Origin of the sequence: uncultured Nocardioides sp., assembly GCF_947488025.1 — a bacterium.
Classification (GTDB): domain Bacteria; phylum Actinomycetota; class Actinomycetes; order Propionibacteriales; family Nocardioidaceae; genus Nocardioides.
In genome coordinates, this window is the sequence record NZ_CANKYS010000003.1 from 157,731 (window position 1) to 178,403 (window position 20,673).

Sequence of the window (20,673 nt, forward strand, 5' to 3'; positions counted from 1 at the left end):
CTCGTCCGTAGCCGTCACTGCCGGTTGCGTAGCATCGGGGCCGTGGGGGCAACTGGAGCAGCACGCAAGCTGGCATCGGCCGCCGCCCTGGGCGGCGGCGGACTCTCCGTGCTCGGCGCCGGGCTCTACGGGGTCCTGGTCGCCGAGGCGAAGATCGCGCGGCGGCTGATCGGCAACGCGACCGACGTACCTCCGCAGGCGACGGGCTGGTACGGCCGCGGCCGGCCGGGCCCGGCGATCCGGATCGCCCTGCTCGGCGACTCCTCCGCGGCCGGCTACGGCGTCGACCGCGTCGAGGACACCACCGGCGCCCACCTCGCCACCGGGGTCGCGGCCCAGGCCGACCGGCGGGTGCACCTGCGCTCCTTCGCGGTCGTCGGCGCCCAGTCGAGCGCGCTGGCCGAGCAGGTCGACGCCGCCCTCGGCACCCACCCCGACCTCGCTGTCGTCCTCATCGGCGCCAACGACGTCACCCACACCGTGCTGCCGTCCGCGTCGGTGCGCCACCTCGCCGAGGGCGTACGCCGCCTGCGCGAGGAGGGCATCGCGGTGGTCGTCGGCACCTGCCCCGACCTCGGCACGATCCGGCCCATCCCCCAGCCGCTCAAGCAGGTGGCGCGCGAGTGGTCGCGCCGGCTCGCGGCCGCGCAGACCATCACCGTCGTGGAGAACGGCGGCCGGTCGGTGTCCGTCGGCGACATCCTCGGCCCGGAGTTCGACGCCGCCCCCGCCCTGCTGTTCGGTCCCGACCGCTTCCACCCGTCCGCCGACGGCTACAAGCAGCTCTCGTCGGTGCTCATCCCCTCCTGCCTCGCAGCCCTCGACCTCCTGCCCGCCGACGAGGCCGTCCCGGAGCCGCGCCGCCGCGAGGGCATCCTCCCGGTCGCGGCCGCTGCCGTGCGCGCCGCCCGTACGCCCGGCACCGAGGTCGACGGCACCGAGGTCGGCGGCACCCAGCGCGGCCTCCGCGGACGCTGGGTCGAGCTGCGCCACCGTCGCCGCCGTCCCTCCACCGACGCCGAGTCGCCCGGTGAGCACGAGGAGACCGGCGACGACGCCTCCGCCTCGGCCGCCGCCCCCGTCGGCGGTGAGTGAGGCGGGTTCTGCCCGCCCACAACCCGCTTGGCTCACCGCTGGCACCGGCCTGGCACGGCTGCCTTGAAATGCCGTCGGCCCGCCCGAGCTGAGCTCGAGCGGGCCGACGGGGTGGTGCGGTGTGGCTTGTGGGTCAGTCGCCACGCATGATCGCGAGGATCCGCAGCAGGTTGGTGTAGATCCAGACCAGGCTGACGGTCAGGCCGAAGGCCGCGCGCCACGACTCGCGCTCGGGGAGGCCGGCGGCGACGCCGTTCTCCACGAAGTCGAAGTCGAGGATCAGCATGAACACACCGAGCACGAGGCCGGCGAGGGCGAAGAGGAAGCCGATCGGGCCGTTGCCGTAGAGCGGCGACTGGATGCCGAAGAGGCTGAGCACCAGCGACAGCAGGCCGAGGCCCACCATGCCGAACATGCCGGCGATGACGCCGCGACGGAACTTGTCGCCGACCTTGATGTTGAGGAACTTGTAGGCCGCGAGGGTGCCGGCGAAGGCAGCGAACGTGCCGAGGACGGCACTCATCACGATGCCGGGGTACTGGGCCTCGAACAGCGCGCTGATCGCGCCGAGCGCCACACCCTCGGCCAGGGCGAACGCCATCACCAGGGCGGGGCTGATCATCCGCTTGAACGAGTTCACCAGCGAGAGCAGGAATGCGCCGCCGGCACCGAGCATCGCCAGCATGCCGACCTGTCCGAGGTCGGCGTTGTCGGTGACGTCACCGATCCACCACCACGTGGCGAAGGCCGCGGCGAAGACGAGGGCGACCGAGATCGCGGTCTTCTGGACGACCGAGTCGACCGTCATCCGGCCCTGGTCCACCTGCCCGGGCGTGCCGGTGCCCCACTGCGAGGGGTCGGTGCCGGTGTCGCCGTATCCGGGGTAGGACGACCCACCGGCGGGGTAGGTCTGGTTGCCGTAGGCGTTGGAGGAGGCTCGGTTGAACTCCTCGGAACGGGCAAAGACAGGGTTGTTGCTTCTCATGGTCTCTCCTTGGAGGCCGCCTCCGGAACCTCCGGAGGGTCGACGCCGTCAGTGACGGCGCCCGGGTGCGTCACCTCACTCTAGCCGGGGTGACACCACTTCAAACGTGGGCCGACGGCACGCTGTTCCCGTCACAGGAACTTCTCAGGATGTACGCAGGGCTGGCCCGCGGTGCCCCGGCTGGGGTTCGAACCCAGACTGTGCGGTTTTTAAGACCGCTTCCTCTACCGGTTGGGATACCGGGGCGACGACCTGTGAGCCAGGTCAGAGGTAGGTCTTCCGAGCGTAGACGGCGTGCGCCCCGGCCGCGCGGTCGAGGAAGAGCATGCCGTCGCAGTGGTCGATCTCGTGCTGCAGCGCCCGCGCCTCGAACGCCTCGGTCTCGAGCTCGACCTGCTCTCCGGTGCCGGGCAGCTGGCCTCGTACGACGATCCGGCTCGGGCGCTTGACGTCGCCCGTGAAGTCGGGGACCGACATGCACCCCTCGCGTGCCTTCTCGTTGCGGCTGCCGGAGACGACCTCGGCGTTGCAGAGCACGAAGGTGCCGTGGTGCCCGCGGGTCTTGGGGTGCTCGGAGACGTCGACGCAGAACACCTTGGCGCCCACCCCGACCTGGGGCGCGGCCAGGCCGACGCAGCCGGGCGAGACCCGCATCGTGGCGACGAGGTCGGCGGCGAGGCGTACGACGTCGGGCGAGGTCGGGTCGACCGTCTCGCCGACGGCGGAGAGCACGGCCGCGGGTGCGCGGACGACCTCGCGCTGCTCCCCGGCCACGCCGAGGTCGGTCTCGGTCCACTCCAGGACCCGGGTGTTGACGGCCATGACGGTGGCGCTCAGAGCTCGTCGGTGTCGGCCGGGCGGAGCGTGACGCCCACACCGAGGTCCCCGGCGACGCGTGCCAGCTCGTCCTCGACGGCGGCCACGTCGGCGTCCGCCGGCAGGTCGACCTCGGCGACGAGCAGGTAGAGGTCACCGGCGAGCCGGGTGGTGAGGTCGGTGATGTTGCCGCCGACGCCGGCGATCACCGCGACGACGGCCGACACGATCCCGGGACGGTCCCCGCCGTGGACCGACAGCACCCACGAGGTCCCGGCACCGGCCTCCGCGTGCTCGGCGGGGACCTCCCGGACGGTCACGGTGAGGCTGCCGTCAGCGGTGAGGGGCGCCAGGGCCTGCTCGATCTCGGCGTCGGGCGCCGCACCCTCGCACACGAGCATCATCGCGAAGTGGCCGCGCAGCAGGGTCATCGTCGAGTCCTCGAGGTTGAGGCCCAGCCCGGCGAGCTTGTCGGTGGTCTCGGCGATGATGCCGGGACGGTCGTGGCCGAGGACGGTGATGGCGTGGAGGGTCACCCCTCCATTGTGGCAGCGCCCGTGTCAGCGCCCCGGCCCGGCCAGCGCCCGCGCCCGCACGAAGACCTCGTCGGTCATCTCGCGGGTGAGCCGACGGGTGTAGGTGTTGTGGGGCGAGGGGTGGTAGCAGCCGAGGAGGGTGACGTCACCCAGCACCACCTCCGCGCCGTGGGCGAACTTCGGCCGCCTGGGCGGCGCGGGCGCCCCGGCCGCGACCAGCGAGCGCACGGCACCGTCCCACCCGAACGCTCCGAGCGCCACGACCGCGCGAACGGTGGGCAGCAGCGCCAGCTCGGCGGCGATCCACGGCGCGCAGGTGTCACGCTCGACCGCGGTCGGCTTGTTGTCCGGAGGTGCGCACCTCACGGTGGCCACCATGCGGGCCCCGATCAGCTGCTGCCCGTCGCCGGCGTGCTCGCTGGTGTCCTGCACCGCCCACCCGGTGCGGTGCAGGCTCGCGAACAGCCAGTCGGCGCTCGGGTCGCCGGTGAAGATCCGGCCGGTCCGGTTGCCGCCGTTGGCCGCCGGGGCCAGCCCGACGACGAGCAGCGACGGCTCGGGGTCGCCCCAGCCCGGGATCGGACGCCCCCAGTAGGGCTGGTCGGCGAACGACGCCCGCTTCTCGACCGCGACACCCTCGCGCCACGCCACCAGCCGCGGGCACGCCGAGCACACGCTCACCCGGGCGTCGAGCTCGGCCAGCGGGGCGTCGTGGGCGAGACGGCGTACGTCGTCGGCGTCGCGTGCCACGGGCGTGTCGGGGGCGCCGGGGTCGTCGGGCCACCCGGCACCCGGGGCGACCGGGCTGGTGAACGCCCCGCCGACGACCGGGTGCGGAAGGAGGACCGGCCCCGTCATCGCGCGATCGCGGCAGCGATGCCGTGCAGGATGTCGGCCTCGGAGACGACGTGGTCGATGCCCGGCACCCGGTCGAGGATGCGGGCCCAGATCAGGGCTCCCGCACCGATGACGTCGGCGCGGCCGGGGTGCATGTAGGGCAGGGCCCGTCGCTCCTCGACCGTCATGGCGAGCAGGTCGGCGACGTAGGAGGCGGTGGCGGCGTTGGGCAGGACGGCACCGTCGAAGGCCTCGCGGTCGTAGGAGGCCAGACCGAGCACGCCGCACGCGAGGGTCTTGATCGTGCCCGAGGTGCCGACGACGGTCCGGGCCCGCCCGAGCGGGATGCCGGAGTCGTCGAGGTGCCGGTCGATGTCGGCGACGCAGGCCGCGACCTCCTCGGCGGTCGGCGGGTCACCGTGCAGGTGGCGCTCGTGGAGCCGGACGGAGCCGATGTCCATGGACACCGCCCGCCGGTCGTCACCGTGGCCCAGCACCAGCTCGGTCGACCCGCCGCCGATGTCGACGACGAGCACCGGCTCGGGCGGCATCGGGACCTGCGCGGCGATGGCGCCGGCGTAGACCAGCGCGGCCTCCTTGTCGCCGGACAGCACCTCCGGCTCGATGCCCAGCCGACGGCGTACGCCCTCGGCGAAGACGGCTGAGTTGCTGGCGTCGCGGGTGGCGGACGTGGCGCAGAAGCGCAGCCGCTCGGGCGGGACGCCGTGGTCGCGGAGCACCTCGGCGAACTCGTCGATCGCCGCGAAGGTGCGCTCCAGCGCCTCCTCGGCCAGCACGCCGGTGCGGTCGACGCCCTGCCCGAGGCGTACGACGCGGGAGTCGCGCAGCGCGACGTCGAGCTGTCCGTCCTCGCGCACGACCCCGATCAGGACCTTGATGGAGTTGGTCCCGCAGTCGATGGCCGCGACGGTCGTCTCGGAAGTGCTCATCGGGTCATGGTGCAGCGCGTGATGGAGCAGGGGGACGCTCGACGCACGGCCCCGACGCCCACCAGTCGCCGAGCCGGTCGAGGACCTCGTCGCCGAGCGGGTTGACCCCGCGCCCCATGGCGAGCGACTGGCCGGCGAGGACGTGGAGGCACTTGACCCGGTCGGGCATGCCACCCGCGCTGATGCCGTCGATCTCGGGAACGTCGAGCCCGGCCCGCTCCCCCACCTCGGCGCGGAACTCCAGGTAGCGCTCGTGCGCCGTGCGATAGGCCGCCGCGAGCTCCTCGTCGGTGCCGAGCCGCTCCTGCATCTCCTTCATCACATGGGTGCCCTCGAGGGTGCCGATGCGGGACGCCGCCCGCGGGCAGGTGAGGTAGAAGGTCGTCGGGAACGGCGTGCCGTTGGGCAACCGCGGCTCGGTGGTCACCACGTCCGGGTTGCCGCAGGGGCACCGGTGCCCGACCGAGTCGATGCCGCGGGGTCGCCGCTTGAGCTGGGCGCGGATCACGGCCTCGTCGGCTGCGTCGATGCGTGGGTTGTCGCGGGGGGTCTCGTCGTCGCTCACTGCTTCTTCGTCCCGTCGATGAGGTCGACCGGCTCCTGGTCGGGCGGGGGCGGGTTGCCGGCCAGCTCCATCGACTCCCAGGCCGCGGTCCACCAGGCCTTGGGCACGGTCTTGATCACGTCGTCCGGGTCGTTGAGCGAGGCCTGCGCCTCGAGGGGCTTGCCGTCGGGGCCGATGACCTCGAACCCTGCCTCACCCGGCATCAGGTAGCCGAACCTCGCACGAGCCTGCGCCTTGACGTAGGCCGGGTCGTCCCAACGCCTCTTCTCCCGCTCGAGGTCGTTGATGCTGGCCTCGCGCTCGGCGATCTGCGCCTTGAGGTCGCCGATGTGGGAGCGCTGCTGGAGGTAGGCCCGCAGCGACGACGCGTAGGACACCGTCAGCACTGCCAGGACCAGGACCAGCACCGCAGCGCGCCCCGTGAACCGCGGTCGACGCGTCGTGCTGCGTGGGGCGGCCGGACGCACGGACGCGGCGACCGGTGCCGCGGTGCGGGAGGACGTCGTACGCGTCCCGGCCCCCCGCGGCCGTGAGCCGCGGGAGCCGGGGTGCGTGCTGGAGCCCTGCCTCGGACCGCGCGACCCTCCGGGCCCGCCCCGAGGCGTACGGCGCTGGGAAGGCATGCCGCCCAGTCTGCCTGCTTCAGCCGCCGAATCGCGGGAAGGCACCCCGTCCGGCGTAGCGAGCCGCGTCACCCAGCTCGTCCTCGATGCGGAGCAGCTGGTTGTACTTCGCGACGCGGTCCGAGCGCGCCGGTGCACCGGTCTTGATCTGGCCGCAGTTGGTGGCCACGGCGAGGTCGGCGATGGTGGTGTCCTCGGTCTCGCCGGAGCGGTGGCTCATCATGTTGCGGAAGCCCGCGCGGTGGGCGAGCTCGACGGCGTCGAGGGTCTCGGTGAGCGACCCGATCTGGTTGACCTTGACCAGCATGGCGTTGGCCTGGCCGCCGTCGATGCCGCGCTGGAGGCGCTCGACGTTGGTGACGAACAGGTCGTCGCCGACGATCTGGGTCAGGTCGCCCAGGTTCTCGGTGATGGCCTTCCAGCCGTCCCAGTCCTCCTCGTCGAGCGGGTCCTCGAGGGAGACGATCGGGTAGCTGGCGACGAGGTCGGCGTAGTAGGCGACCATGTCGTCGCTCTTCAGCTTCTTGCCCTCGAAGGTGTAGGACTTCTTGTCGAAGAACTCGCTGGCGGCGACGTCCATCGCGAGCGCGATGTCCTTGCCCAGGGCGAAGCCGGCGGACTTGACCGCCTCGGCGATCAGGTCGAGCGCGGCACGGTTGCTCTCGAGGTTCGGGGCGAAGCCGCCCTCGTCGCCGAGACCGGTCGAGAGGCCCTTCTTCTTCAGCACGGCCTTGAGGGCGTGGTAGACCTCCGCGCCCTGCTGGAGCGCCTCGCGGAAGGTCGCCGCGCCGATCGGGGCGATCATGAACTCCTGCACGTCGACGTTGGAGTCGGCGTGCGAGCCACCGTTGAGGATGTTCATCATCGGCACCGGCAGCAGGTGGGCGTTGGGTCCGCCGACGTAGCGGAACAGCGGCAGCCCGGCCGACTCGGCGGCCGCCTTCGCGGTGGCGAGGGAGACGCCGAGGATCGCGTTGGCCCCCAGCTTGGCCTTGTTGGCGGTGCCGTCGAGGTCGAGCATCGTCTGGTCGATCAGGCGCTGGTCGTCGGCGTCGAGGCCGACGACCGCGCCGGCGATCGTGTCGATGACGCCGTCGACGGCCTTCTGCACGCCCTTGCCGAGGTAGCGCTTGCCACCGTCGCGCAGCTCCACCGCCTCGAAGGCGCCGGTCGAGGCGCCGCTGGGCACGGCCGCGCGTCCGAACGCTCCGTCCTCGAGCAACACCTCCACCTCGACGGTGGGGTTGCCGCGCGAATCGAGGATTTCGCGGGCACCGACTGCAGCGATGATCGACATGGCAGAGCTCCTGAAGAGGGGACGTCCTGGGTCAGCGCCAGCCTAGCCACGTCGTACGCCGACGTCGCCGGGGTGTCCGCGGCCACCGCTAGCGTGCGTCGCGTGCCGACTCCCGCCGACCACCTCCGCGACCTCGTCGAGCGAGCCGTCCGGGACGACGCGGGCGACACGGCCGACACGACCGACACGACCGACACGACCGCCCAGCGGTTGCGTCGGGCGATGGCCGGCGAGTCCCCCGCCAGGTTCGTCGACCGCCTCGTCCTCGAGCGGGCGGCCCACCTGGTGGCCACGACCGACCGCACCCTCCACGACATCGCGACCGAGGCCGGCTTCCGCGGCTACGACGTCTTCGCGCGCGCCTTCCGGCGCGAGCTCGGCGCGCTGCCGTCGCAGTGGCGCGCCGACCCGACGTCCCACCTGATCGACGCCCCCGGTGACGCCCACGTTCACCCACCCGACGGCCTGCGGCTGCCCGCACGGTGGAGGATGGACTCCGTGGACCTGGTCGTCGACATGGCAGGACGCCACGTGCGCATCGTGACCGGCCTCGTCGACGCGGCCGGGCAGGTGCCCGACCCCGAGCTCGACCGACCCGTCGACGGCGCCACCCTGCGCTCGGCGCTCACGTCGGCGGTCGCAGACCTGGCAGCACTCACCGCCCTGGTCCGCGAGACCGGCGTCGACGACCCGGCCGACGACGAGCCGCTCGCCTCGTTGCGCGAGCAGGTGGCCCGGGTGGGCCCCGACTTCGTCGACGCCGTCGCCCTGCTGGGCGCGACCGGGCGCTTCGACGAGGCGTTCGTCGACGCCTTCCGACCCGAGCCGACCGCGACGTCGTTCGGCACAATGGTCGCCCGGACGCTCACCGACGCCGACGGCACGCTCCTGCTGGCCCGCGCCCGGCTCCGTGCGTGCGGTGTCGAGTGGCAGGTGCCGGCGTGAGCGCCCAGCCCGAGCTCGCCCGTCGACTCGGCACCACCGACGCGGTGGTGGTCGGGCTGAGCGCGATGCTCGGAGCGGGCGTCTTCGTCGCCTTCGCCCCGGCCGCCGAGGCCGCCGGACGCGGGCTCCTCGCCGGGCTCGCGGTCGCGGCCGTGATCGCGTTCTGCAACGCCGTGGCGTCGGCCCAGCTCGCCTCGTCCTACCCCGCATCGGGCGGCACCTACCTCTTCGGACGCGAGGTCCTCGGCCCCTGGTGGGGCTTCCTGGCGGGCTGGGGCTTCGTCGTCGGCAAGACCGCCTCGTGCGCCGCGATGGCGATGACCTTCGCGGCCTACGCCGCCCCCGGTGCCGGGGCGTGGCAGCGCGCGCTGGCAGCGCTCGCGGTGGTGGCGTTCACGGTCCTCAACCTGCGCGGCGTCACCCGCACCGCGACGGCCGCCAAGGTGCTGCTGGCGGCGACGCTGCTGGTCCTCGTCGGTTTCCTCGCGCTGGCCGCGACGGGCGAGGCCGAGCCGGTCGGCGCACTGACCGCCACCGGTGGGGCCTGGGGCGTCCTTCAGGCAGCCGGGCTGCTCTTCTTCGCCTTCGCCGGCTACGCCAGGATCGCCACCCTGGCCGAGGAGGTCCGCCGCCCCGAGGTCCTCGGACGCGCCATCCTCGTGGCGCTCGGCACCGCCGTCGTCCTCTACCTCCTCGTCGCGCTGGCCCTGGTGCAGGTCCTCGGCGACGACCTCCCCGGCTCCACCGTCCCGGTCGCCGATGCGACGGCGGCGCTCGGCGCCGACTGGGCGGTCCCGCTCGTCCGGGTCGGGGCGGCCGCGGCCGCCCTTGGCGCCCTGCTGGCCCTGCTCGCCGGCGTCGGGCGTACGACGCTCGCGATGGCGCGCGAGCGCGACCTGCCGGGCCCCCTCGCCTCCGTCGACGAGCGGCACCGGGTCCCCGACACCGCCCAGGTCGTCATCGGCGTCGCCGTGGTGGCGCTGGTGCTGCTCGCCGACCTGCGCGGTGCGATCGGCTTCTCGTCGTTCGGGGTGCTCGTCTACTACGCCGTCGCCAACCTCTCCGCCCTGCGCCAGCCCGCCGAGCAGCGGCGGTGGCCGCGGGCGCTGCAGGTGCTGGGCCTGGTCGGCTGCCTGGCGATGGCAGCCGCGCTGCCCACCGCTTCGGTGCTCGCCGGGCTCGTGGTCCTCGCGGTCGGGATCCTCGGTCGTGCGGCGGCGCTGCGACGTCGTACCTGACCGGTCGCTGAGGTCATGGGAAACGGCGGTTCGAACCGACGATTCTCATGACGTCCGGTCGGGGCCCTCCGACGTGTCCGCCTTCTCCGCCTTCTCGGCGGCCTTGGCGGCGTTCCACAGCTCCATCACCTCGGCCACGTCGGTGGCGACCGCGTCGCCGAAGACGTGGGGGTTGCGCCGCTCCATCTTGGCGATCACGCCGCGCGCGACGTCGTCGAGGGTGAACTCCCCCGCCTCCTCGGCGATCACCGCGTGGATGACCACCTGCAGCAGCAGGTCGCCCAGCTCGTCGCAGAGCGCGGCCGGGTCACCGGACTCGATCGCCTCGACGACCTCCTCGGCCTCCTCCCGGACGTACGGGATGAGCGAGGTGTGGGTCTGCTCCCGCTTCCACGCGCACTCGCGCTGCAGGACCCGCATCTGGTCGGCGAACTCCTCCAGGGCCGAGCCCCCGGGCGTGGCGGTCACCGGCTCAGCCGCAGCGGTGGCTGACCGGCAGCGTCTCGGCGAAGGCCGGGTCGGGCTCGGTCGCCATGCCGGACCTGGCGGTCTCGCCGACCGCCACGGACGTGTTGGTGTCCACCGGGGACAGCACGCCGTCGACGTTGCGGAGGCCGAAGCGCGGGTCGATCTCGAGGTCGTGGGTGTTGGGCCACTGGTTGAACACGTCGATGCCGGCCTGGGTGGTCTGCTCGGCGGTCGGGTCGGCGACGCCCTGCTCCTCCAGGATGATGCGACCGACCTGGTCGAGGATGTCCTGGGCGTAGGCCGAGGTGGACGCCAGCTCGACGTAGTCGTCGCGGACCTCCTCGGGCTGGGTCTCCGCGGTGGCCTGGCGCTGCGCGACGTCGTTGTAGTAGGTCGAGCCCGGCTCCACGCCGTAGTCGTCGGCGATCTGCGAGGCCTGCGAGCGCAGCGTGAGCAGCTGGACGACGTACTGACGCACGAAGCCCATCGGCACCGCCGACTCCAGCTCGCCCACCGCCGTGCAGTAGTTGGCCGTCACCTCGTTCACGTGGCGCGTCGAGATCTGCTCGTCGCCGACCTTGACCGCGACACCGGGGCTGGCGCTGCCGCAACCGGTCAGCAGCAGTCCTGCGAGGGCCACCATCACCCAGGTGGGCGCGGCCGTCATCCGGCGGGTCTTGCTCACGGGGTCACTCCTTGGTCGGGACGGTCGAGGCGGCGACGGGCGCCGCGGCGATCACGTCGTCGATCACGCCGCGGGCCCATTCAAGCAGGGCCACGCCCGCCACGGGGCGTACGGGGAAGCCGGTCGGCTGCGGACGCGGCACCAGGATCGTGCTCGTCGGTGCCTTGACGACGCTCTTGGGGTGCAGCCGCTGGAGGCGTACGACGCGCGACTCGGGCAGGTCGACCGGGGCGAACCGGACGTACTTGCCGGCCAGCGTCACCTCCTTCACGCCGACCTGGCGGCACCGCGCGCGGAAGCGGGCGACGACGAGCAGCGACTCCACGACCTCGGGAGGGTTGCCGTAGCGGTCGAGCAGCTCGGCGCGGACCTCGTCGACGTCGGCGTCGGTGCGCACCTCGGCCAGCCGCTTGTAGATCTCGAGCCGCAGCCGCTCGCTGGGGATGTAGTCGTGGGGCAGGTGGGCGTCGACCGGCAGCTCGATGCGGACCTCCTGGAGCTGGTCGTCCTCGCCGCCGCCCTTGAAGTCGGCGACCGCCTCGCCGACGAGCCGGACGTAGAGGTCGAAGCCGACGTCGGCGATGTGGCCGGACTGCTCGCCGCCGAGCAGGTTGCCCGCACCGCGGATCTCGAGGTCCTTCATCGCGATCGCCATGCCGCCGCCGAGGTCCGAGTGCTGGGCCAGCGTCGCCAGCCGCTCGTGGGCGGTCTCGGTCAGCGGCTTCTCCGCCGGGTAGAGGAAGTAGGCGTAGGCGCGCTCACGGGAGCGGCCGACGCGACCGCGCAGCTGGTGCAGCTGGGAGAGGCCGAGGGTGTCGGAGCGCTCGATGATCATCGTGTTGGCGTTGGAGACGTCGAGGCCCGACTCGACGAGGGTCGTGCAGACGAGCACGTCGAAGCGCTTCTCCCAGAAGTCGAGCATCACCTGCTCGAGCTGGCGCTCGTTCATCTGGCCGTGGGCGGTCGCCACGCGCGCCTCGGGCACGAGCTCCTTGATCCGGGCGGCGGCCTTCTCGATCGACTGCACCCGGTTGTGGATGTAGAAGACCTGGCCCTCGCGGAGCAGCTCGCGGCGCACCGCCGCGACGACCTGACGGTCCTCGTAGGCGCCGACGTAGGTGAGGACGGGGTGCCGCTCCTCGGGCGGGGTGGTGATGGTCGACATCTCGCGGATGCCGGTCACCGCCATCTCGAGCGTGCGCGGGATCGGCGTCGCGCTCATCGACAGCACGTCGACCGACGTGCGCATCCGCTTCATCTGCTCCTTGTGCTCGACACCGAAGCGCTGCTCCTCGTCGACGATGATCAGGCCGAGGTCCTTGACCTTGATCTCGGGGTTGAGCAGGCGGTGGGTGCCCACGACGATGTCGATCGAGCCGTCGGCCAGGCCGGCGACGACCTCCTTGGCCTCCTTGTCGGTCTGGAAGCGCGAGAGGCCCTTGATGACGACCGGGAAGCCGCTCATCCGCTCCGAGAACGTCGACAGGTGCTGGGTGACGAGCAGGGTGGTCGGCACCAGCACGGCCACCTGCTTGCCGTCCTGCACGGCCTTGAACGCGGCGCGGACCGCGATCTCGGTCTTGCCGTAGCCGACGTCACCGCACACGAGCCGGTCCATCGGGACGACCTGGCGCATGTCGGCCTTGACCTCGTCCACCGTCGTCAGCTGGTCGACGGTCTCGGTGAAGGGGAACGCGTCCTCGAGCTCGCGCTGCCAGGGGGTGTCGGGACCGTAGGCGTGGCCCTTCGTCGCCTGCCGGGCGGCGTAGAGCTTGATCAGCTCGGCCGCGATCTCGCGGACCGCGCGGCGGGCCTTGTTCTTGCGCTTGGTCCAGTCGCCGCCGCCGAGGCGGTCGAGGCTGGGGTTCTCCCCGCCGACGTAGCGGGTGACCTGGTCGAGGGTGTCGGCCGGGACGTAGAGCATGTCGTTGGGTCCGCCGCGCTTGCTGGGGCCGTACTCCAGCACGAGGTACTCGCGCACCGCGCCGCCGATCTCGCGCTGCTTCATCTCCACGAAGCGGCCGACGCCGTGCTGCTCGTGCACGACGTAGTCGCCGGCCGAGAGCTCCAGCGGGTCGATCTGCTTCTTGCGCCGCGCGGGCATCTTCCGCATGTCGCGGGTCGAGGCCTTCTGGCCCGACAGGTCATCGCCGGTGACGACGGCGACCTTCGCCTCGTCGTCGACGACGCCGTGCACCAGGTGGCCGCACGTCACGGTCACGACGTTGGCCCCGGCGCTCTCGCCCTCCTCGACGAGCCGGGCGGCGACGTCGTTCTCGCCCAGCAGCTCGACGAAGCGCTGGGCCGGTCCGTGGCCGGCGTGCACGACCACGACGTCGACGCCGTCGGTGACCCAGCCGCGGATGTCGTCCACCGCCTGCTGCAGGTCGCCGCGGTAGGCCTCGGCGGGGTGCGTCGGCAACGTGCGGCTCGGCACCGCGCTGCTTTCGGTGGTCGAGTGGCCGTCGCGAGGGACGAGCGCGGTTGTATCGAGACCCGCGTCGGCAGGCACGTCGGCGGTGTCGATGCCGAAGGGGCTGACCGTCCACCACGCCAGACCGCGACCGAGCGCGTGGAGGCGGACGTCGGCGATCTCGCGGTAGGACGCGGCGCCGAGGTCGATCGGCGCGGTGCCACCGCCGGCCGCCGCGGCCCACGACGCGCCGAGGAACTCCTCGCTGGTCGCGACGAGGTCGTGCGCGCGGGTGCGGGCGCGCTCGGGGTCGAGGACGAGGACGGTGGTGTCCGCCGGCACGAGGTCGACGAGCAGCTCCATCGAGTCGACCAGGGCGGGCGCGAGCGACTCCATGCCCTCCACGGCGATGCCGGCGGCCATCTTGTCGGTGAGCTCGAGCAGCTGCGGGTGCGCCTGGCCGAGCTCGGCGGCGCGGCGTCGTACGTCGTCGGTGAGCAGCAGCTCGCGGCACGGCGGCGCCCAGAGCCGCTCGACGCTCTCGAGGGTGCGCTGGTCGGCGACGGAGAAGGCGCGGATCTCCTCCACGTCGTCACCCCAGAACTCCACGCGCAGCGGGTGCTCCTCGGTCGGCGGGAAGACGTCGACGATGCCGCCGCGGACCGCGAACTCACCCCGGCGCTCGACCATGTCGACGCGGGAGTACGCCGCCTCGGCCAGCCCGCGCACGACCTCGTCGAGCGGCCGCGTGTCGCCCGGTGCCAGCTCGACCGGCTCGATGTCGGCGAGCCCGGTGACCTGGGGCTGCAGGAGGCTGCGGATCGGGGCGACGACCACCTTCAGCGGGCCGTTGGCGGCGTCGGTGCCGGGGTGGCGCAGGCGCCGCAGGACGGCGAGCCGGCGACCGACGGTGTCGCTGCGGGGGCTGAGGCGCTCGTGGGGCAGCGTCTCCCAGCTCGGGTAGTAGGCGACCGCGTCGGGGTCGACGAGGTCGGCTAGCTCCTCCACGAGGTCCTCGGCCTCGCGCGAGGTCGCGGTGACCGCGAGGACCGTGCGCCCGCGCTCGACGAGTCCGTGGACCACGAAGGGACGGACCGCGCCCGGCCCGGTCAGGTCGAGCGAGGACTGCACCGCGGCGTCGGCGAGGGCGCCGCCCAGGGTGGGGGCGGCGACGATGCGCCGAGCGACGGCGGCGAGGGGCGTGGACGGCACCGGGGATCCCTTCGAGAGCACGCGGAAGAGCCCCCACATCAGGCGGGGGTGGGGGAGGATGAAAGTCTACGGGGGCTGCCCGGACGGGGTTCGTGGGGACAGGGGGTTTGTCCCGTGCGCCACAGGGGTAGCAACCACCTCAACGCCCGGCGTTGCCGGGCGGCCAGAACTTCTCCTGAGAGGAACAACGGGGACATGCGCACCACTCGTCTCATCGCGGGCACCGTCAGTGCCGGACTGCTCGGCCTCACGCCGATCGCCATCGCCGCGCCCAGCCAGGCGGCCGACACCTGGTCGACCACCACCACCGCCACGCCGAGCACCGACAAGGTGGAGTACGGCGACGACTTCTACGTCTCCGTCGACGTCCCGAGCTCCGACGGCTCGTCCGCCTACCGCGGCACCTCGACGCTCTACGTGATGGAGGCCGGCTCGTCCGCCTGGGTCCCGGTCGCGACCAACACCTCGGCCGGCGCCGACTTCTTCGACGTGAAGCCCCAGATGAACTCCAGCTACAAGGTGGTCTACAGCGGTTACACCGCCGCCACCCAGTACGAGGACACCTACACGCCGAGCGAGTCCGCCCCCTTCACGATCGGCGTCGCCCGCAAGATCACCGCGCCCAGCTCGGGCTTCGTGATCAAGGGCAAGGTCACCCCCAAGTACGCCAAGAAGAAGATCGTCATCAAGGTCTCCAAGAAGGAGAAGAAGGGCTACAAGAAGTGGAAGACGATCAAGACCAACAAGAAGGGCAAGTACAAGGTGCGGCTGCCCCGCCGCGGCGGCACCTGGTACTGGACCTTCACCACCAAGGGTGACTCCAAGTACCTCGCCAACGGCTTCGGTTGGCGCACCTGGGTCTCCTGACCCACACGCACCTCACGCACGGCCCGGCAGAGCATCGCTCTGCCGGGCCGTCGTACGTCAGGCGTCGACCTCCGCCTGCGAGCGGAGGATGCAGAACTGGTTGCCCTCCGGGTCGGCGAAGACGACCCACCCGGTGCCGGGCCCGTACTGGCCGCGCTGGTCGCCGACCTCGGTGGCGCCGAGCCCGCGGACCCGCTCGACCTCGTCGTCGCGGGTGCCCTCGCGCGGGCGCAGGTCGAAGTGGATGCGCTTGGCCGGCAGGTCCGCGTCGGGCACCTCGATGAACAGGATGCTGTGGCCGGTGTCGCGGTCGAGGATCATGCACTCCTCGTGCCCCGGCTCGTTGGGGTCGCCCTCGACGTCGACGTAGCCGAGCAGGGCCTTCCACCACTCGGAGAGCGCGTAGGCGTCGTGGCAGTCGACGGTCGTGTGCGAGACGAAGGAGGTCATGGGCCCACGCTCGCAAGGCGCGACGCCACCCGCAACCGGATAGGGTCGGACCTGCCCCGCACCGGGGCCACCTGACGAGGGAGCCGTACCAGGACAGCGACAAGACGGCCGTCGAGGAGATGGCCATGTCGTGGATCGTGCTCGTCCTGTCGGGAGTGCTGGAGGCCGTGTGGGCCACCGCCCTCGGCCGTTCCGAAGGACTCACCCGACCCGTCCCGACCGCGACCTTCCTGGTCGCCCTGGCGCTCAGCATGGGCGGGCTCGGCTACGCCATGCGCACCCTGCCGGTCGGGACGTCGTACGCCGTCTGGGTCGGCATCGGTGCCGTGCTGACCGTGGTGGTCGCGATGGTGACCGGCACCGAGGCGTTCTCGGTCGTCAAGGCCCTGCTGCTGACCGGCCTCGTCGGCTGCATCATCGGGCTCAAGCTCGTCCACTGACGAGCCGGCTCAGGCGGTCCCGTGGCGCCTGACGAAGTCGACGATCTGCTCGGCGAGCTCGGGACGGCACACGATGAGGTCGGGGAGCGAGGTGTCGTCCTCGTTGTAGACCAGCGGTGAGCCGTCGACGCGGCTGCAGTGCAGGCCGGCGGCGCGGGCGACCGCGACCGGGGCGGCGTTGTCCCACTGGTACTGCCCACCGGCGTGGACGTAGGCGTCGGCGAGGTCACGCACCACGCTCATCACCTTCACCCCTGCGCTGCCCATCGGCACGAGCTCGGCGTCGAGCTCGGCGGCGAGGGCCTCGACGAAGGCCGGCGGACGGCTGCGCGAGACCGCGATGCGGGGGCGCTGCGAGGTCCGCGGCGGCACCGCGCTGGGGCGTCCGGTGCTGAAGGTCTCCCCCAGGGCGGGCTGGGCGACCGCACCGGCGACGAGCTCGCCGTCCGCCCACAGGGCCACGTGCACCGCCCAGTCGTCGCGGGGCGGCTCGGAGAACTCCCGCGTGCCGTCGAGGGGGTCGATGATCCACACCCGACGGGCGGTCAGCCTCGACTTGTCGTCGGCCGCCTCCTCGGAGAGCACGGCGTCGTCGGGGCGGTGCTGGGTGAGGATCCGGTCGAGCTCGGCCTGGGCGGCGGCGTCGCCGGCGTCCTTCAGTGCCTTGCCCTCCAGGCCGTCGGCCTCCGCCCCCGCGCGTACGTCGAGGAGCACCGAGCCGGCCCGTTCGGCCGCCCAGACGGCGAAGGAGTGGTCGTCGAGCGTGGTGGGATCCATCATGGGCGCAGCCTATCGACGGCCGGCGCCCACCTCCTCGCCGCGCCGGTCGCGGCCGGGGTGCTCCCCCGGGTCGTCGCCCGGGTCCTCACCCGCCCCCCGGGGTCGTGGCACCAGGTCGGCGCCCCCCGTCGCCTCGTAGGCCTGGTGGAACAGCGCGACGGCCTTGAGCTGCGTCGAGGCGCCCAGCTTGGCGCGCAGCGCCTTGACGTGGCTGCGGACCGTGCCCTCGGCGACCCCCATCTCGACCCCGACCTCCGAGACCCGCCGCCCCGACGCCAGGAGCTCGAGCACCCGTCGTTGCTGCGGGGACAGCGAGTCGAGCTGGTCGCGCACGTGGCGGCGCCGGTCCCGGTCCAGGGCCCAGGAGGTGCGCAGGGCGAGTCGTTCCTCCGGATCCATCGACGAGACGCCGCTGATGAGGCGCTGGACCACGTCGGCGAGCTGCGAGACCGAGGTCGTCACGGTCACCACGTCGACGGCGTCGTTGGCCAGGAGCCCTCCCCACCGGGTGGCGGCATCGGGCGAGCTGACCACGACCACGCGTACGTCGCCGGGCTGGGCGAGCGCCTCGACATGACCGACGACCGTCGAGTTGTCAACCCCGTCCACGATCGCGACGACCACCGCCGGTCGCGTCGGTGCGGACACCCCCGAGCCGTCCTCGTCGACCACGGACTCCCACCTGCGGGTCTCGGCCGGCACCCCGGCCGAGCGCAGCGCGGCCGTGACCGCCTGGGCGACCAAGAGGTGCGGGGACAGCACCCACACAGGACCTGCCACGCTCATGAGCCCTCCCTCCGCCTGTTGGCGTGAGCAAGCCTCTCCGCCACACGCCACCGCGCGTCGACCCTTTGGCGAACGTGCACCTATTTGGGGACGCGACCCGACCTCGCCTGCCCCGGCCAGCCCCACGAGGACCCGTGCATACCCCCTTGAGGGGAAATCGCCCCGCGCTGACACCGCGCTGAAGGCGACCTGAGGGGCTCCTTGACGAAGCCTCCACGAGTCCTGCGAACGGCGGACCAGACCGCCTTTGCCCCATATGGGGTACGACCACACAATCATTGGACCCCCCGCACCGTGAGTTGCACTCTCAGCCGAGAGCCGTGCTCACACCACGAACGGCACGACGCACCACACGCACGACGGAGAGCACGACGGGATCGGCAGCTTTGGGAGGCAGCCGACACGTCTCGACGACACGAGAGCTGCACCGCAGGGGGGACAGAGGGATGCTGGGGTTCTGCAAGGGGGAACTGCGCCACCGGTGCCGGACGGGGATCACGGGGCTCGCCTCGTTCCTGGTCCTGGTCTGGATCGGTTCGGGGACAGAGGGGGCGTGGTGGGCACCGCCGACGGCGTCGACGGTCCCCACGCTCGGGGAGGGCGTCGTGAGCGGGGTCTTCGTCGCCGCCGCCGGGTGCACTGCGCTGGTCATGTGGCGCAAGCACGCCGGCGCGGTGGCGGGGTGGACGGTCGCGACCGGGGCACTCGTGGCCGCGCAGGCGCTCGTCGTCACGCTCATCGCGCTGCACAGCGAGCCACCTCGAGGTTCGCTCACCCAGGCGCTGCTCCTCTCGGTGGGGATGCTCGGGATGATCGGCGTGGTGGTCCCGCTGCTCGCACCGGAGCGCGCTCGACGCGTCGTCGACGAGACCTTCGTCATCGGGCTCGGGCTCGGCCTGGTGGCGGCAGGCCACCTCCTGCTGCAGTTCCCACGGGTGCACCCGCCGTCCCCGGCAATGCAGCTGCTCGTCGGGGTGCTCCTCTCGACCCATCTGCTGGCCGCGGTCCTGGTGCTGCAGCAGCGCACGGCGTCGCGTCCGATCAGCGCGTTGCTCCTCGCCACGGTGGGCGTGGTCGTCCTGGGCCAGCTGGTCCCGCCGACCGGCCTCGCCGGCGGCGGCATCGACGCCGGCCTGTGGCTGGCGCGCACGGCCGTCGGAGCCGCGTGGCTCGGCATGGCCTGGGCGGCCCTGCGCCGCACCCTCGAGGAGGAGCGGCAGCGCATCGACTCCTTCGAGCACGTGCTCGTCGACGCCACCCGCGAGCAGCGCGAGCGGCTCCACGAGCTGCGCAGCACGATCTCCGGCCTGGTCACCGGTTCGTCGCTGCTCGACCGCGACGACCTCACCAGCGAGGCGCGCGAGCGACTGTGGGCCTCGATGCGCCGCGAGCTCGACCGCATGGAGCGGATGCTCGCCGGTGCCGGTCCGCAGGTCGCGGACCTGCGCCTCGACGACGCGCTGGGCCAGATCCTCGACCTGCAGCGGCTCAAGGGCCGTCGCGTCGAGCTGCACTCCACCGGTGACGTCGTCCGGGCTCCCTTCGACGCCCTGGCCGAGGTGCTCAACATCCTCGTGGACAACGCCGCCAAGCACGGAGGCACCGACGAGAGCCTGGTGGAGGTGATGCGGCGCGACGAGGAGACGGTCGACATCACGGTGACCGACTTCGGGCGCGGCATCCCCCACGAGCAGCGGCCACAGATCTTCGAGTGGGGCAAGCGCGGCACCGAGTCGCGCGGTGAGGGCATCGGCCTCAACGTCGCCCGGCGCCTCGTGACCGAGGCCGGCGGGTCGCTGCGGCTCGCCGACCGCGACGGTGCGGGGTCGTCGTTCGTGATCTCCCTGCCCGCGGCCCGCCGCTCGCCGGAGAACGACCCGGAACCGCCGCGGCTCGTGAAGCCCGGCCTGGTCACGCCCCGCCTGACGATGGAGGACGGCCGTGCCTGGCGCGTCACGGGGTGAGCACCGCGTCCTGATCATCGACGACCACGTGCTCTTCGCGGAGTCGCTCGAGCTCGCCCTCTCCCTGGAGGGCTACGACGTACGACGTCTGGAGGCGCCCGACGAGGGCGGGTCGATGGCCACGCTGAGGTCGCTGGCGCTGCGGGCCAACCCCCGCACGGTGCTCCTCGACCTCGACCTCGGCCGCTTCGGCGACGGGATGAACCTCGTCGCGCCCCTCGCCCGGGCCAACGCCAACGTGGTCGTGCTGACCGCGTCGGAGGACGTCGGCCGCTGGGGCGCGTGCATGCGGCTGGGCGCGCGCAAGGTGCTGTCCAAGACTGGCGCACTCCAGCAGGCGCTCGCCACGGTGCGGCGGCTGCACCAGGGGTTGCCCGTCGTCACCCGCGAGGAGCTGGAGTCGCTGCTCGAGGCGTGGGCCCGCGACCGCCAGGCCCACGACGACGTACGCCGTCGGCTCGACCTGCTCACCCCGCGCGAGCGCCAGGTCCTCGGCGCGCTCATCGAGGGCCGCACGGTGCGTGCGATCGCCCAGGACAGCGTGGTGTCCGAGGCCACGGTCCGGACGCAGGTGAAGTCGATCCTCGGCAAGCTCGAGGTGTCCTCGCAGCTCGCTGCCGTCGGCATGGCCAACCAGGTCGGCTGGAAGGTCGGCGCCTGAGCCGACCGGCTCGCCAGCTCCGTCAGCTCCCTGGCGCGGCGCCCGCCCCTGCGCGAACCC

The 20,673-nt window shown here is 72.5% G+C and carries 21 protein-coding genes, 1 tRNA gene and 1 riboswitch; of the genes, 7 read left to right on the forward strand and 15 right to left on the reverse strand.

The window, feature by feature from the left end; all coding sequences use genetic code 11:
* Positions 1–42 precede the first annotated feature (42 nt).
* Positions 43–1,095: an SGNH/GDSL hydrolase family protein gene (locus Q1B24_RS07340; RefSeq protein ID WP_299925605.1), complete on the forward strand. Its 1,053-nt coding sequence runs from the start codon at positions 43–45 to the stop codon at positions 1,093–1,095.
* A gap of 133 nt (positions 1,096–1,228) precedes the next feature.
* Here Q1B24_RS07340 and Q1B24_RS07345 read toward each other — a convergent pair whose 3' ends face one another.
* From Q1B24_RS07345 to eno, 9 genes are all read right to left on the reverse strand, one after another.
* Positions 1,229–2,080, reverse strand: coding sequence for a Bax inhibitor-1/YccA family protein (locus tag Q1B24_RS07345; RefSeq protein WP_299925608.1), 852 nt, complete (start codon positions 2,078–2,080; stop codon positions 1,229–1,231).
* Positions 2,081–2,252: 172 nt separating this feature from the next.
* Positions 2,253–2,326, reverse strand: a tRNA-Leu gene (locus tag Q1B24_RS07350).
* An 18-nt stretch (positions 2,327–2,344) separates the two neighbouring features.
* Positions 2,345–2,902: a peptide deformylase gene (def, locus tag Q1B24_RS07355; protein WP_299925611.1), complete on the reverse strand. Its 558-nt coding sequence runs from the start codon at positions 2,900–2,902 to the stop codon at positions 2,345–2,347.
* 11 nt (positions 2,903–2,913) lie between these two features.
* The gene (locus tag Q1B24_RS07360; RefSeq protein ID WP_299925613.1) at positions 2,914–3,432 is read right to left on the reverse strand and encodes an ACT domain-containing protein; all 519 of its coding nucleotides are present in this window, start codon (positions 3,430–3,432) and stop codon (positions 2,914–2,916) included.
* 24 nt (positions 3,433–3,456) lie between these two features.
* The gene (locus Q1B24_RS07365; RefSeq protein WP_299925615.1) at positions 3,457–4,290 is read right to left on the reverse strand and encodes a uracil-DNA glycosylase; all 834 of its coding nucleotides are present in this window, start codon (positions 4,288–4,290) and stop codon (positions 3,457–3,459) included.
* A complete protein-coding gene (locus Q1B24_RS07370; RefSeq protein WP_299925617.1) occupies positions 4,287–5,219 on the reverse strand; it encodes an exopolyphosphatase in 933 nt (310 codons plus the stop codon). Before Q1B24_RS07370 ends, Q1B24_RS07365 begins: the two co-directional genes overlap by 4 nt.
* A 4-nt stretch (positions 5,220–5,223) precedes the next feature.
* Positions 5,224–5,748, reverse strand: a complete 525-nt coding sequence (locus tag Q1B24_RS07375; RefSeq protein ID WP_299926418.1) for a DUF501 domain-containing protein — start codon at positions 5,746–5,748, stop codon at positions 5,224–5,226.
* Between the two features lie 32 nt (positions 5,749–5,780).
* Complete coding sequence (locus Q1B24_RS07380) at positions 5,781–6,407, reverse strand: septum formation initiator family protein (protein ID WP_299925619.1); 627 nt, start codon at positions 6,405–6,407, stop codon at positions 5,781–5,783.
* Between the two features lie 19 nt (positions 6,408–6,426).
* The gene (eno, locus tag Q1B24_RS07385) at positions 6,427–7,704 is read right to left on the reverse strand and encodes a phosphopyruvate hydratase (RefSeq protein WP_299925621.1); all 1,278 of its coding nucleotides are present in this window, start codon (positions 7,702–7,704) and stop codon (positions 6,427–6,429) included.
* A 102-nt stretch (positions 7,705–7,806) separates the two neighbouring features.
* Here eno and Q1B24_RS07390 point away from each other — a divergent pair, with 102 nt between their 5' ends.
* Positions 7,807–8,649 carry a helix-turn-helix domain-containing protein gene (locus Q1B24_RS07390; RefSeq protein WP_299925623.1) on the forward strand — a complete coding sequence of 281 codons (843 nt, stop codon included), beginning with the start codon at positions 7,807–7,809 and terminating at the stop codon, positions 8,647–8,649.
* Positions 8,646–9,887, forward strand: a complete 1,242-nt coding sequence (locus tag Q1B24_RS07395; RefSeq protein ID WP_299925625.1) for an APC family permease — start codon at positions 8,646–8,648, stop codon at positions 9,885–9,887. The genes Q1B24_RS07390 and Q1B24_RS07395 overlap by 4 nt, the downstream gene beginning before the upstream one ends.
* A gap of 45 nt (positions 9,888–9,932) precedes the next feature.
* Here the strand turns inward: Q1B24_RS07395 and Q1B24_RS07400 are convergent, their stop codons facing one another.
* From Q1B24_RS07400 to mfd, 3 genes are read right to left on the reverse strand one after another with little or no spacing between them, the layout of a single operon-like run.
* Positions 9,933–10,355 (reverse strand): MazG nucleotide pyrophosphohydrolase domain-containing protein, encoded by a 423-nt coding sequence (locus Q1B24_RS07400; RefSeq protein ID WP_299925627.1) that lies wholly within the window; start codon positions 10,353–10,355, stop codon positions 9,933–9,935.
* Positions 10,356–10,359: 4 nt separating this feature from the next.
* Positions 10,360–11,040, reverse strand: coding sequence for a hypothetical protein (locus Q1B24_RS07405; protein WP_299925630.1), 681 nt, complete (start codon positions 11,038–11,040; stop codon positions 10,360–10,362).
* A gap of 4 nt (positions 11,041–11,044) precedes the next feature.
* Positions 11,045–14,704 carry a transcription-repair coupling factor gene (mfd, locus tag Q1B24_RS07410; protein ID WP_299925633.1) on the reverse strand — a complete coding sequence of 1,220 codons (3,660 nt, stop codon included), beginning with the start codon at positions 14,702–14,704 and terminating at the stop codon, positions 11,045–11,047.
* A gap of 156 nt (positions 14,705–14,860) precedes the next feature.
* Here mfd and Q1B24_RS07415 point away from each other — a divergent pair, with 156 nt between their 5' ends.
* Positions 14,861–15,532 (forward strand): hypothetical protein, encoded by a 672-nt coding sequence (locus tag Q1B24_RS07415; protein ID WP_299925636.1) that lies wholly within the window; start codon positions 14,861–14,863, stop codon positions 15,530–15,532.
* A 57-nt stretch (positions 15,533–15,589) separates the two neighbouring features.
* On the opposite strand, the gene Q1B24_RS07420 is transcribed toward Q1B24_RS07415, so the two are convergent.
* Positions 15,590–15,982 (reverse strand): VOC family protein, encoded by a 393-nt coding sequence (locus Q1B24_RS07420; protein WP_299925639.1) that lies wholly within the window; start codon positions 15,980–15,982, stop codon positions 15,590–15,592.
* A gap of 48 nt (positions 15,983–16,030) precedes the next feature.
* A riboswitch (guanidine-III (ykkC-III) riboswitch) is annotated at positions 16,031–16,095 on the forward strand.
* Positions 16,096–16,107: 12 nt separating this feature from the next.
* Between Q1B24_RS07420 and Q1B24_RS07425 the strand changes: the two genes are divergently transcribed.
* Entirely contained in the window at positions 16,108–16,422 is a 315-nt protein-coding gene (locus Q1B24_RS07425; RefSeq protein ID WP_299925642.1) for a multidrug efflux SMR transporter, read from the forward strand.
* 9 nt (positions 16,423–16,431) lie between these two features.
* Here Q1B24_RS07425 and Q1B24_RS07430 read toward each other — a convergent pair whose 3' ends face one another.
* Both Q1B24_RS07430 and Q1B24_RS07435 read right to left on the reverse strand, forming a co-directional pair.
* Positions 16,432–17,202, reverse strand: coding sequence for a 3'(2'),5'-bisphosphate nucleotidase CysQ (locus Q1B24_RS07430; RefSeq protein ID WP_299925645.1), 771 nt, complete (start codon positions 17,200–17,202; stop codon positions 16,432–16,434).
* Positions 17,203–17,211: 9 nt separating this feature from the next.
* Positions 17,212–17,988 (reverse strand): LuxR C-terminal-related transcriptional regulator, encoded by a 777-nt coding sequence (locus tag Q1B24_RS07435; protein ID WP_299925648.1) that lies wholly within the window; start codon positions 17,986–17,988, stop codon positions 17,212–17,214.
* A 605-nt stretch (positions 17,989–18,593) separates the two neighbouring features.
* Here Q1B24_RS07435 and Q1B24_RS07440 point away from each other — a divergent pair.
* Together Q1B24_RS07440 and Q1B24_RS07445 are read left to right on the forward strand one after the other, a co-directional pair.
* Positions 18,594–19,952 (forward strand): HAMP domain-containing sensor histidine kinase, encoded by a 1,359-nt coding sequence (locus tag Q1B24_RS07440; RefSeq protein ID WP_299925651.1) that lies wholly within the window; start codon positions 18,594–18,596, stop codon positions 19,950–19,952.
* Positions 19,930–20,613 (forward strand): response regulator transcription factor, encoded by a 684-nt coding sequence (locus Q1B24_RS07445; RefSeq protein ID WP_299925654.1) that lies wholly within the window; start codon positions 19,930–19,932, stop codon positions 20,611–20,613. Before Q1B24_RS07440 ends, Q1B24_RS07445 begins: the two co-directional genes overlap by 23 nt.
* Positions 20,614–20,673: the final 60 nt, after the last annotated feature.